Origin of the sequence: Bdellovibrio bacteriovorus, from assembly GCF_001592735.1 — a bacterium.
Classification (GTDB): Bacteria; Bdellovibrionota; Bdellovibrionia; order Bdellovibrionales; family Bdellovibrionaceae; genus Bdellovibrio; species Bdellovibrio bacteriovorus_D.
On the sequence record NZ_LUKE01000001.1, the window covers coordinates 1,585,117 to 1,597,771 of the forward strand.

Below are 12,655 nucleotides of genomic sequence, written 5' to 3' on the forward strand. Positions count from 1 at the left end.
TGGGGACCACATGGCTAATTTAACTCCGGAATTAGAAGCCGAACGCAAAAGAATCTGCCAGATTGCCAAAGACGCGGGGCTTGATTGTTTTGAAACAATTTTCGAACTTATTACTTATGATCAAATCAGCCAATTTGCCGCTTATGGGGGTTTTCCCGTAAGATATCCACATTGGAAATTCGGGATGGAGTATGAACATCTTTCTAAATCCTATGAATACGGTCTTTCAAAGATATATGAAATGGTGATTAACACGGATCCTTGTTACGCGTACCTGATGGAGGGAAACGCGATGATGGATCAAAAGCTGGTCATGGCGCACGTCTATGGTCACTGCGATTTCTTTAAGAACAATATCTGGTTTTCAAAAACCAATCGTAAAATGATGGATCAAATGGCGAATCATGCAACCCGCATTCGTCGTTACATGGATCGTTATGGGCAAGACACGGTGGAGAACTTTATCGACGTCTGCTTAAGCTTAGAAAACTTGATTGATCGTTACAGCCCCTATGTGGAAAAGTCTGTGACTAAGTCCCCCGAGCCCGCCCGCAACCAGGAAAACTATCTTCTGCGTGTGGATCGTTCTTACATGCGTGACTATATCAACCCCCCTTCGTTCGTAGCCGAACAACGTGAAAAGGCCGAACAAGAAGCCATGGCCAAAGCCGCGCGCTTCCCGGCAGAACCGCAAAAAGACGTTTTAAATTTCTTTATTCATCATGCGCCGTTAACTGACTGGCAGCAGGATGTGCTTTCGATCATTCGCGATGAAGCTTACTATTTTTCTCCGCAAGGAATGACGAAAACCATGAATGAAGGTTGGGCTTCTTACTGGCATTCAAAACTGATGACGACCAAAATCCTGAATGACTCAGAGATCATTGATTTTGCCGATCATCACAGCGGTACGATGGCCATGGCGCCAAACGGTTACAACCCTTATAAAGTGGGTATTGAGCTTTTCCGCGATATTGAAGAGCGTTGGAATAAAGGCCAATTTGGCCGCGAATGGGAAGAATGCGACGACGTGAACGAACGTAAGCATTGGAATAAAGACTTACGCTTGGGTCGCGAAAAAATCTTTGAAGTTCGCAAAGTTTGTAATGATGTGACTTTCATTGACCAATTCCTGACGGAAGATTTTTGCGTTCGCAATAAGCTGTTTGTCTATCGTTTTAATAAGAAAACTCAAAAATTTGAAGTCGACACGAAAGACTTTAAAGCGATCAAGGCACAGCTGTTATTTCATATGACGAACTTTGGTCAGCCGATCATTCGCATTGAAGATGCCAATTTCGAAAATCGTGGGGAATTGCTTTTAACTCATCTGCATGAAGGTATTGATATGCAGCCGGATTTCATGAGCGAAACGCTTAAAAACGTTTTCAAGATGTGGAAACGACCGGTAAATATCGCAACAGTCATGGATGAAGCTCCGCAGCTTTTTAGATTCGACGGAAAAGAGTATACCCAACATAAGTTGGGAGAAGGTCCTAGCGCGAATCCAGCCACTGCTGAGACCAAAGAATCATGAGCAATGTGCGTTTAGTTTTCAGTACCGATCCAAAAGATAAAATCGAATCCGAAAAGGATTCGAAAGTCGTGACTAACGAAACTGTCCAAGAAGGCCAGTTTACCGTAGTATTTCGCCTCGAAAAGGGCGGCAGAGGCGGGAAAACGGTCACGGTCATGGACGGATTTCCCCGTAATGAAGAGTATCTCAAAGCCTTGGCCAAGGAATTAAAGGCTAAATGCGGCGTAGGGGGAACTCACCTCATTGGCGAAAAAGGTGGTACAATTGAGATACAGGGCGACAAAAGAGACCAATTGAAGAAACTTTTAGAGTCCAAACGCATCAAGTTCAAGGGGATGTAAAACTGGACTATTTGACGCTTGTATTTTCAAGATCTTCAAGTGAAGCTCAAAAATATGAATATGTTTACTACGCCCCAACCTATTATGCGAGGTGCGGCCTTGGCAGCTAAAAAGATCGTTATCGTTGATGACTACGAAGAAAGTTGTAAGCTTTTGGCTGAAATCTTAAGCTCGACGTACGACTGTTCTTATACTTCTGATAGCCAATCCGCTTTAAACTTAATCAACCAAACTCGTCCGGATCTAATTTTATTAGATTATAAAATGCCCGGCGTGATGGGTGTCGATGTTTGTCGTATGGTTCGCGAAAGTGAAACAACGAAAAACACCCCCATCATCTTTGTTTCTGGCGCGGCTACAATCGACGAAAGAATCAAAGCTTTTGAAACGGGTGCGGATGACTTTATTTCGAAACCTTTTCACGTAAAAGAACTGATCCTTCGAATTAAGGCCCGCCTTTCTGATAAAGAACCGGAAGTTACTTCCGAAATTTCCGCGGCGAACTTAAAGATGAATTTGCTATCTCGCCAAGTTTTCGTGGATGGCGAGGAAGTGAACTTAACGCCAAAACAATTTGATATCTTGAAATTGCTAGTGGCAGCGAAAAACAACTTGGTCACACGCGAAAAGTGTTTGACTGAAATCTGGGGCGACACCGAAGTCACCTCACGCAACGTTGATTCTCAAATCAACTATCTAAAGCGCAAAATTCAAAAGTTCCACGGCCGTATCGTCGCCGTGCCTTCGCTGGGTTACCGCTTAGAATCCCAAGAATAAATAAGAAAAAGGCTCGAGAAATCGAGCCTTTGTTTTTTGATAATGTCTGCGGTCAAATTCCTTAAATCTTATCGACAGCCTTATAAACCAGGTTCATACTAATCATATGGATTCGGAAAGACCGCTTTTGATCGGGATCTCCGCCAGGATCTTATATGATCCTCCCGAAGGTTTTGAAATCAAAAAGAAAACAGTTCAATACCTTGAGGACAGCTTGGCACATCTAGTAACAAAACGGGGTGGCCTGATCTTTATGGTTCCTTCTTTAGAGATGCATTCAAGATTAGAAAAAAAGGATCTCGATGTTCATCAGTACGCTGACGTGCTGGATGGTTTAGTCTTGCAAGGGGGCGTGGATATTTCCCCCACCACTTATGGTGAAGAACCTATTGAAGTGATGAAAGATCATCGCACGGATCCCATCCGTGATCGTTACGAATTAAAACTTTTAAAAGCTTTCGTGCAAAAAAAGAAACCCGTCTTAGGGATCTGCCGTGGTTTTCAGTTAATGAATGTTTTTAAGGGCGGAACCTTGTTTCAAGATCTGCCGACCCAGCATGAACACGGTGTCGCGCATCGTTCGGACAGCTATGATGCTTTTACCCACGCGGTGAAGGTTGTTAATGGCGGCATGATGGATAAAATGTACGAACGCAAGTTCGGCGAAATCGTTTCGATTCATCACCAAGGTGTAAATAAATTAGGAACCGGCTTGCAAATTGAGGCGGTTTCCGATGACGGTTTGGTGGAAGCTTTTAGCAGCACCGAAGAAGATTTCTATTTTGGTGTGCAATGGCATCCGGAATTTCATGCTGATGAAGAAGAAAGGTTCTTATCCGCAGAACCGCTGATGAAAGCCTTCTTAAAGGCCTGCAAGAAAGCAAAAGAGGCGACCCCTATCCAGGAACCGCCTCTTAATCCGTAAGCTTAAATTAACGACTACCTTTTTCCGCCGCCCTTATTGCCGCCGCCATGGCCGGCTTTGTGCTTACCACCACCGCCACCTTTGCCGCGACGATTAGATCCCGGGCCGCCTGTGGCATTTGCGTAATCCCGCTTAGGGGCACCGCCTTGGCCACCACCGCCTCCACGGCGTCCACCGTTGCGAGAGCGATTTTGCATGCGTTGAGCTTCAAGCAAAGCTTTGGCTTTTCCTGGGCTTAATACTTCGGCTTGTTCAATCGCAACTGAATGGTACGGATGATCTTTGATCACTTCCACCGGTTGGCGGGTGGTCTTTTCAATCGCCATCATAAAGGAGCGCTCTTCGGCCGTTGCAAAAGAAATCGCTTTTCCTTCAGCACCGTTACGCGCGGTACGACCAATACGATGAACGTAATTTTCTGGGATATGCGGCATTTCAAAATTAATCACGTGCGTGATGCCGTCAATATCAATACCGCGAGCCGCGATATCTGTCGCCACAAGTACGCGTACTTTTTCATTGCGGAAATCTTCTAAAGCACGTTGGCGTGCATTTTGTGATTTATCACCGTGAATGGCAGCGGCCGTGATGCGGTTTTTTTCTAATTTTTCAACCACCCGGTTTGCTCCGTGTTTCATCGCGACGAAAACTAAAACTTTATAAAGGTTGTTGTCTTTTAAAAGATGAACTAGCAAATCAAGTTTGTCTTTCTTTTCGACGTACATGACTTTCTGTTCCACTTTTTCCGCCGTTGAAGAAACAGGTGTGACTTCGACTTTGTGGGGGCGGATCAAAATAGTCTCTGCCAATTTTTGAATTTCTGGCGGCATGGTGGCTGAGAAAAACAAGTTGTGACGTTTTTTTGGCATTAAAGGCAGAATTTTTTTAATATCCTGCATGAAGCCCATGTCCAGCATACGATCGGCTTCGTCTAAAACGAAAATATCAACGCGATCTAATTTCAAATGTTTTTGCTGCTGAAGATCTAATAAGCGACCCGGTGTTGCGACTAAAACATCCACCCCTTCACGCAAAGCCGTGACTTGGGCCCCTTGTCCAACGCCACCATAAATGACTGCGAATTTTAATTTCAAATTAGCGCCGTAAATTTTTAGATTATCGAAAATCTGAATCGCCAACTCACGTGTGGGGGTTAAAATCAAAGTGCGCGGAGCTTTAGGCTCTGGGCGAGATTGATAGCGCGAAAGATTTTGCAAGATTGGTAAAGAAAAGGCTGCGGTTTTACCAGTTCCGGTTTGGGCGATACCTAAAAGGTCCTTGCCCTCAAGTAACGGAGGAATCGCCGCCAATTGAATCGGTGTTGGCGTTTCGTATCCTGCTTCTTTTAATGCAAATTGAAGAGGGGCAATCAAAGGTAGGTCGGTAAATTTAGTAGTACTCATGAGGGGGCAAGTTGTAACAGCCCCACCAGATTAGCGCAAGGTCGATCTCTTCTGAGCGGTTTTAAGCAATTTTTGCACGGCCCACAGGATGTCTTTTTGATATCCGAAAATCTCCCTCACTTTAGAGGCTTGAATCCACTCAACCCCTTTGTGATAGTTTGTATCGTTCACAGGCTTGGGCTCCGTCCAAGGTTCCACCAATTCTGCTACGTAAAATACGGTACGGCAGGCATAGCTTTCACCATTCCAGAAAAAATCGTACTTTCGTTCAAAAGCGGTTTCGGGCAGAACTTTCACGCGATAGCCGGTTTCTTCTAAGCACTCACGTTCCGCCGCCGCGACAGGGCTTTCACCCTCTTCGAGGCCCCCGCCAGGTAAAAAGAAATACGGCACTTGTGACGTCGGATCAATTGCATGAAAACCTAGGATTGTGTTCTTGTGAACGACGATTACGGAAGTTCTTTCGCGATAAATTTTTTGCGCTTTTTCGAATTTTTTTTCGTCGCGTTTATCTTGAAAAAAACCCGATATCAGCTTCTGACATTCGTCTTCTAAAATCCCACTTGAAACTTCGACGGTGTGATTTAAGCGTGGATCTTTTAATACGGAATAAAGACTTTCAACGGCCCCCCCCTTGGGGTCTTTGGCGCCATAGACCACTCTTGCCACGCGGGACTGTTGAATGGCGCCCGCACACATCACGCAAGGTTCTAAGGTGACATACAAGGTGCAGTTATTTAAACGCCAGCTCCCTTTTTTTTGCGAAGCTTTATGAAGCGCAAAAAGTTCGGCGTGGCCTAAGGGGGTATTTTGTCGTTCGCGGGTGTTAATCGCATAAGACACAACACCTTCATCATCAACGACAATCGCGGCGATAGGAACTTCGCCTAAGACCGCCGCTTTCCGTGCTAAACGAAGAGCGGCTTTCATCCAATAGGTGTCTTTCTCTGGGCCTAACATTACTCAGAAACGCGTTCGTGAAGTTTGACGGGATTTGGTTTCGCCGTCTTCTTGCGCATACGAATGTTAAGCATCTCAACAATCAAAGAGAACGCCATGGCAAAGTACACGTATCCTTTCGGTATATGGAACTCGAAGCCTTCGACGATCAAGGTAAAACCGATCATCAATAGGAAGCTTAACGCTAGAACTTTTAATGATGGATGAGACTCCACGAAATCACTGATAGATTTCGCTGAAACGATCATCACGATCGTAGAAGCAATGACGGCGGCGACCATCACTGAGAGTTCTTTGACCATTCCGACAGCGGTGATTACGGAGTCCAAAGAAAAGACGATATCTAAAAGAAGAATCTGTAAAATCACCGCACCAAAAGAATGCGCGACGCCGGTTGATTGGCTGCCTTCAACCCCTTCAAGTTTGTGATGGATTTCGGCCGTACTTTTACCGATTAAGAATAAGCCTCCCAATACCAGGATCAGGTCACGGCCCGAGATCTCATGTCCCATCACGGCAAACAAAGGTTCGGTCAAGCCGATGATCCAAGAGAGAGAGAAAAGAAGGATAATACGAGTAATGACGGCCAAGCCCAAACCCATCATGCGGGCCTTTTGTTGCTGATCTTTTGGGAGCTTGCTCGCCAGAATCGAGATGAAAATAACGTTGTCGATCCCTAACACCAGCTCTAAAGCAAATAAAGTGGCAAAGGCGATCCAGATCTGCGGATTTGATAGTAATTCCATCATAGGGGGTGAGCTCCTTCTAAGTAGCTGGCCCTGATCATAAACTAGTTAGGGTGACTGAAAAAGGTCCATCGCAGGACGGCGGTTTGGGGGTCTTGCAATAACTTTATGCGTCACGACCACGGTACTTGCCCCTTCTGTGCCGCTTTGTTATACACTGTCCCTCTTATTCCACATGGGAAGGCAGGTGATTTGTCGTGGCAATGGTTAGAATCAAAGACGGAGAGTCTTTCGAATCTGCGTTCAGAAAATTTAAAAAATCTTGCGAAAAAGCAGGTATTCTTTCTGAAGTAAAAAAACGTGAACACTTTGAAAAGCCTTCTGTAAGACTTAAAAAGAAGTCAATTGCTGCTCGTAAACGTGCAGTAAAAAAATCCAGAAAAGGTTGGAACGACTAGTTTCCTTTTAAAAAGGTTATTGGTTAAATCTGGAGGCGACCTTTTTAGGTCGCCTTCGTTCTATTTGAACTATGGAGGTCCTTCGTGGAAGTCAGAGATAAAGTCACTGCAGATATCAAAGCAGCCATGCTTGCAAAAGATTCAGTGAAACTGGGAGCTTTACGCATGCTCCAAGCGGCCATCAAAAACCGTGAAATCGATATGCGTCCTAATCCGATCACGGCCGATGAAATCATGGGCGTCATCAAAAAACTCGTTAAACAACGTAAAGAATCTATCGACCAATTCCAACAAGCGGGTCGCCAAGATCTAGTTGATCAAGAAACTTCTGAATTAAAAATTCTTGAAGTGTACTTGCCGGCACAGATGAGCCACGAGCAAATCGAAGCTCTGGTGACAGAAGTTATTGCGTCTGTTGGTGCTAAAACCGTGAAAGACATGGGCCCGGTCATGAAAGAAGTGATCGCTCGTTCTGGTGGCACTGCCGACAACAAAATCGTCAGCGAAGTTATTAAATCTAAACTTGCTTAAGGTACCTGCTTCTTTCTGTAAAATTTCGGAACATTACCAGGTACCGAAATTTTACGAATAGAACCTGGTACCTATTGGAGTCTGATGCGTTTTTCTCAAGATTTTATTGAGAGAGTTTCTGAAGCGAATAACATCGTCGACATCATCTCTCAATACACTCAGTTAAAACCAAGTGGCAGCGGCCTTATGGGCCGTTGTCCATTTCCGGATCATGCCGAAAAAACGGCGTCGTTTTCGGTATCTGAGACCAAGCAAGTTTACCACTGCTTTGGCTGTCATAAGTCCGGAAACATGTTTTCGTTCTTGCGCGACTATCAGGGCATGAGCTTTCCGGAAGCGGTGGAATATCTTGCGGGAAGAGCCAGCATCCCGATGCCAGCACCCGAAGCGCAAGACAACCAACAAGTCGATCAAGCGGCGGAAAAAAAGAAGTCGTTGTTAAAAGTAAATAAGCTCGCAGCTAATTACTTTTCAGAGCAACTTAAACGTGTTCCGTATGATCATCCTGTTAAAAAATACATTGCCAGTCGCGGACTTTCTCAAGAAGTCATTGAGCTTTTTGGAATTGGTTACGCAATTGCGGAATGGGATGGCTTAGAAAAACATTTGGCCGCACAGAAAGTCCCGATGCCCTTGGCTGAAGAGGCGAGGTTGGTTAAAGCGCGGACAAATAAATCCGGCTACTTTGATATTTTCAGAGACCGCCTGATGTTCCCGATCTTTTCACCTATGGGTGAACCAATTGCGTTCGGCGGCCGTTATTTAGAAAAAAAAGAAACGGAGCCTAAATACTTAAACTCTCCTGAAACGCCGGTGTTTATTAAAGGCCGTGTGCTTTATGGATTGTCGCAAACAGCTCGCTATATCCGCAGCGAAGACATGGCATTGATCGTTGAAGGCTATATGGATTTGGTATCACTGTACCAATCCGGCATTAAAAACGTTGTTGCCACCATGGGAACGGCTTTAACGCCAGATCATGGAAAGATGCTAAAACGTATGACCAAGAATGTCGTAGCGCTTTTTGACGGAGACAGCGCGGGGATGGAAGCCGCCGAACGCAGCTTGCCGATCTTGCTGGCGGCCGATCTTTATCCAAAAGGGCTCACCCTTCCTAACGGAATGGACCCAGACGATTACGTGAAAAAGTATGGGGCAGACGCCCTTAAGGTAGAGCTAGAACGCGCGCCTGACTTGTTTGCCATGATATTAGCGCGATGGATGGAGAGTTACCGGGGCGAGGCCTCAGAAAAGGTGAAGCTGGCAGATAAACTTAAACCTTTGTTTGTGGTGATCCCGGACTTGCGTTTACGTGACCTTTACTTGGCTGAGGCCGCTCAAAAAATGGGTGTAACCCTGCCATGGCTTCGTCAGGCTGTGGGGATACAGGGATCTGGCCCTGTTTATTCGCAAAACAAGCCTGCGATGAGTCGAACAATTTCTTCCAGCGGAACAGGTCCAGTGGCTAACCAAAATCCTACGGAAGAAGCGTCTTCTAGTGGAGTGGACGGCAAAATTTCGCTTAAAGGAGCCTCAAAAGCGGAGCTTCTGCTATTAGGATTGGTACTCAAAAGTCGTGCCAATTTTGATCAATTTGTGAATGAAAAAGTGGATGAAAGCATTGCTCATCCCGGAGTGAAAAAGATCTTGGAAAAGGCACTGGATGTCTATAGACAAGATCTAAATAAATTTGATAAGTTGACCAGTCTCCTTGTCTCTTACGTCGATCAGCCGGAATATCTATTTGAAGCGGGACCTACGGGGCCAACCGATCCGGGATTTGATGAAGAGACAGAGATGAAGCTTTTGCGAGATTGCTTTAAGCGGGTTCGCCAGGATTTCTTGAAAGAGAAATCAAAGCAATTAGCACGAGATTTAAAAACCGAACCAAGTTCGGAAAAGTTGGAACAGATTATGAATATTCAGAGAAACCGAATCTCTCTGAATAAAGGTTAAAGGCAGGGTATTGATGAAACCGAACCTACCAAGTAAAGAAGGGAAAGAGCCCGTAAAGGTGCTTTCCCTGCAAGAACAAGAAACGTTGATTAAAGAAGAAATTCAACGGTTTCTGAAGCTTGCAAAGGAAAAGGGCGCGTTGACGATCGAAGAGATCAACGAGCTACTTCCTCCTGAAATTCTAGCACCTTCTGTGCTTGATACATTCATGCACGCCCTTGAGGGTGGTGGTGTAGTAATTTCAGACTTGTCTGAAACTTCGAAAGAGGAAGAGGGCGAAGGAACATTCCTTGAAAGCCCGGATTCTGAAGACGAAGAAGTCGATGAAGAAGAAAAAGCTGAAAGTGAAGACGTTAAGGGTAACGACCCTGTTCGCCTTTACTTACGTAAAATGGGCTCCGTATCACTTCTGACCCGCGAGGGAGAGGTTGAGATTGCTCGTCGTATTGAAAAAGGGGAGCGTGAAATCGTTCGTGCGATCCTTTTATCACCTTTAGGTACTTACGAGATCATCCAACTTGGAAAGCGTCTTGATGAAGGCCGTATCAAAGTTAAAGCGATCTTCCGTGGTCTTGAAGATGAAGACACCCAATACGATGAAAAAGAGTACATCGATAAAATTCACGAACTTATCGGTAAAGTAACCGAATATCAAACTGCCGCTGGCAAGTTGTTCGTTACTTTGCGTAAAGAAGAGACCAACACCCCTGCTCGTCAAGCTGCCATGAAAGAACTGGTAGTAATGAACGACAAGTTGATGGCGAACTTTGAATCCGTGAACTTCAATCGTAAGACGATCAATCGCATCGTGATCAAGTTCAAAAACTTGGTGAATCGTATTGCGACTCTTCGTCGTCGTATCAAAGACGGTGTGGAACGCACGTTCTCTAAAGACGTTGTTTCAATGACCGAGCGTTTGAAGCTGATTGATGCGAATGAAAAAGAATTAACTAAAATGACTCGCGACACGGGTTTGAATTACCAAAAATTCAAATCATACGTTCTTCAAGCGACAGAAGCTGAAAAACGTATCGGTCGCTTAGATTCTGAAACAGAGATGAACCACAATTGGGTGAAGGAAACTTACACCGCAATTTGGAAAGGTGAGCGCGAAGCCGATGCAGCCAAGTCTGAGTTGGTGGAAGCAAACTTACGTCTCGTGGTTTCTATCGCGAAAAAGTACACCAATCGCGGTCTTCAATTCTTGGATTTGATCCAAGAAGGTAACATCGGTTTGATGAAAGCCGTTGATAAGTTCGAATACCGTCGTGGTTACAAGTTCTCGACTTACGCTACTTGGTGGATCCGTCAAGCGATCACTCGCGCGATTGCCGACCAAGCACGTACGATCCGTATCCCGGTTCATATGATCGAAACGATCAACAAACTTGTTCGTACATCTCGTTACCTTATCCAGGAACTTGGCCGTGAGCCGACCCCGGAAGAGATCGCAGATAAAATGGACATGCCAGTTGATAAAGTTCGTAAAGTTTTGAAAATCGCTAAGGAGCCGATTTCTTTGGAAACCCCAGTGGGTGAAGAAGAAGATTCGCACTTAGGAGACTTTATCGAAGACAAAAAGGTCATCAATCCTGCAGAAGCGATTGTGAACCTGAACTTGGCAGAACAAACTCGCCGTGTGTTGTCGACGTTAACTCCACGTGAAGAAAAAGTTCTGCGTATGCGTTTCGGTATCGGTGAAGAATCAGATCATACCTTGGAAGAGGTGGGTCAGGACTTCAACGTCACTCGTGAACGTATCCGTCAGATCGAGGCGAAAGCTCTTCGTAAGCTTCGTCATCCTTCACGTTCGAACAAACTTAAAGCGTTTGTTGATTCTTAGTCGGCCCGGGGCCAGCAGAGCCGAAGCGCTGGGGCGCGTGGGCTGAAGCAGTACCTTCAAAAGGGAGCCAATGAGGCTCCCTTTTTTTATTCCTCAGCATGGCTAAGCGTATTATTTACTGTGTTTCGTGCCTCTTTTTTAACCTCAAATCCACGTAATGCGATTTGAAGTCCTTTTTTCGGATTAAAGCTTTGTACATATCTAAAAGTCGGATTTTGTGGTTTATTGCCGCCAAATTAAGTCGTTCACGTAGTTCATTAGATGTCCTTTTGTCTTCTGCGAATGGCCCCCAAGCTTTCATAGGAGGCTCTCATGGGAAAAAAACTTTACGTTGGTAACCTTTCTTACAGTGTTGATTCAGAACAATTAGGTTCTGTATTTGCTGAAGTTGGTAACGTTGATTCAGCAAACATCATCACAGATCGCGAAACGGGTCGCAGCAAAGGTTTCGGATTCGTAGAAATGGCTACTGATGCTTTGGCATTAGATGCTATCTCTAAATTGAACGGTTACGAGCTTGGCGGTCGCGCTATGAACGTATCTGAAGCTAAACCACAAGAACCTCGCACTGGTGGCGGTGGTCCTCGTCGTGGTGGTGGCGGTTTCGGTGGCGGCGGATCTCGTCGTTACTAATATCCGACTTTAAAACTCGATATATCAAGCCGACCCCTTAAAAGGTCGGCTTTTTTATTTTTGTAGTTGACCCAAGCACGGGGCTTTTTAAGCTTAACCTATGAAGAAAAATATCTTTCAAATCATTGCGGTGGCTTTGGCATTCACTTTCTTGCAAGCATGTTCTCCAGGTGGCGGACTTGTCGCAAATAAAAGAGACGCAGAATTTTATAATCAGTTCGTAAATCCAACAAGCGACTGGCCTCAGGCAGAAAGCCGCGTGGCAGAACTTAAAGTTTTACAAATCAATGACGTCTACAATATGCGCTTTGCCCTTTTTGAAAATGGCAAAGTCTATTATCAGATTGATCGTTTGGGGAATGGCAACGGTACGTGGGTATATGAAAACGGAGCGATGAGCATCACCGCAACGCGCCCGATCTTTGATATGGAACTGACTTTTTCTGCTGCCGAAAAAGTGGGTGATAAAACGGTGGTCCGCTTTGTAGATCGATATGGATTTAACTCTGCTCCCGTTATCTTTAGAAATCCTGAAGCTTTAAAAAGCAAAGGTGTGAAGCCTGAGACTTTAAAAGAGTTTAAGGCTTCAGATAAAAATATCTAAG

Annotated in this window: 13 protein-coding genes; 10 read left to right on the forward strand and 3 right to left on the reverse strand. The window is 45.0% G+C overall.

The window, feature by feature from the left end; genetic code table 11:
- The first annotated feature begins 10 nt into the window (after positions 1–10).
- The 4 genes from AZI86_RS07720 to AZI86_RS07735 all read left to right on the forward strand — a co-directional run bounded on the left by AZI86_RS07720 (position 11) and on the right by AZI86_RS07735 (position 3,580).
- Complete coding sequence (locus AZI86_RS07720) at positions 11–1,537, forward strand: SpoVR family protein (RefSeq protein WP_061834486.1); 1,527 nt, start codon at positions 11–13, stop codon at positions 1,535–1,537.
- Positions 1,534–1,878: a translation initiation factor gene (locus AZI86_RS07725; protein WP_061834487.1), complete on the forward strand. Its 345-nt coding sequence runs from the start codon at positions 1,534–1,536 to the stop codon at positions 1,876–1,878. Before AZI86_RS07720 ends, AZI86_RS07725 begins: the two co-directional genes overlap by 4 nt.
- A 54-nt stretch (positions 1,879–1,932) precedes the next feature.
- Positions 1,933–2,655, forward strand: coding sequence for a response regulator transcription factor (locus AZI86_RS07730; protein WP_061835101.1), 723 nt, complete (start codon positions 1,933–1,935; stop codon positions 2,653–2,655).
- Positions 2,656–2,761: 106 nt separating this feature from the next.
- Positions 2,762–3,580, forward strand: a complete 819-nt coding sequence (locus AZI86_RS07735; RefSeq protein WP_061834488.1) for a gamma-glutamyl-gamma-aminobutyrate hydrolase family protein — start codon at positions 2,762–2,764, stop codon at positions 3,578–3,580.
- A 14-nt stretch (positions 3,581–3,594) separates the two neighbouring features.
- Here AZI86_RS07735 and AZI86_RS07740 read toward each other — a convergent pair whose 3' ends face one another.
- The 3 genes from AZI86_RS07740 to AZI86_RS07750 are packed head-to-tail and all read right to left on the reverse strand — an operon-like array spanning position 3,595 to position 6,689.
- Entirely contained in the window at positions 3,595–4,983 is a 1,389-nt protein-coding gene (locus AZI86_RS07740) for a DEAD/DEAH box helicase (RefSeq protein WP_081111810.1), read from the reverse strand.
- A 30-nt stretch (positions 4,984–5,013) separates the two neighbouring features.
- On the reverse strand, positions 5,014–5,943 hold the full coding sequence (gene tadA, locus AZI86_RS07745; protein ID WP_061834489.1) for a tRNA adenosine(34) deaminase TadA: 930 nt from the start codon (positions 5,941–5,943) through the stop codon (positions 5,014–5,016).
- Positions 5,943–6,689, reverse strand: coding sequence for a TerC family protein (locus tag AZI86_RS07750; RefSeq protein WP_061835102.1), 747 nt, complete (start codon positions 6,687–6,689; stop codon positions 5,943–5,945). Before AZI86_RS07750 ends, tadA begins: the two co-directional genes overlap by 1 nt.
- A gap of 197 nt (positions 6,690–6,886) precedes the next feature.
- On the opposite strand from AZI86_RS07750, the gene rpsU reads away from it, so the two are divergent.
- The 6 genes from rpsU to AZI86_RS07785 all read left to right on the forward strand — a co-directional run bounded on the left by rpsU (position 6,887) and on the right by AZI86_RS07785 (position 12,654).
- Positions 6,887–7,087: a 30S ribosomal protein S21 gene (gene rpsU / locus AZI86_RS07755; protein ID WP_096000879.1), complete on the forward strand. Its 201-nt coding sequence runs from the start codon at positions 6,887–6,889 to the stop codon at positions 7,085–7,087.
- An 84-nt stretch (positions 7,088–7,171) separates the two neighbouring features.
- On the forward strand, positions 7,172–7,618 hold the full coding sequence (locus AZI86_RS07760; RefSeq protein WP_061834490.1) for a GatB/YqeY domain-containing protein: 447 nt from the start codon (positions 7,172–7,174) through the stop codon (positions 7,616–7,618).
- Positions 7,619–7,702: 84 nt separating this feature from the next.
- Positions 7,703–9,574 (forward strand): DNA primase, encoded by a 1,872-nt coding sequence (dnaG, locus tag AZI86_RS07765; protein ID WP_061834491.1) that lies wholly within the window; start codon positions 7,703–7,705, stop codon positions 9,572–9,574.
- 13 nt (positions 9,575–9,587) lie between these two features.
- Complete coding sequence (rpoD, locus tag AZI86_RS07770; protein ID WP_061834492.1) at positions 9,588–11,417, forward strand: RNA polymerase sigma factor RpoD; 1,830 nt, start codon at positions 9,588–9,590, stop codon at positions 11,415–11,417.
- Positions 11,418–11,729: 312 nt separating this feature from the next.
- The gene (locus tag AZI86_RS07780) at positions 11,730–12,050 is read left to right on the forward strand and encodes an RNA recognition motif domain-containing protein (protein WP_061834494.1); all 321 of its coding nucleotides are present in this window, start codon (positions 11,730–11,732) and stop codon (positions 12,048–12,050) included.
- A 100-nt stretch (positions 12,051–12,150) separates the two neighbouring features.
- The gene (locus AZI86_RS07785) at positions 12,151–12,654 is read left to right on the forward strand and encodes a hypothetical protein (RefSeq protein ID WP_061834495.1); all 504 of its coding nucleotides are present in this window, start codon (positions 12,151–12,153) and stop codon (positions 12,652–12,654) included.
- Position 12,655 lies beyond the last annotated feature (1 nt).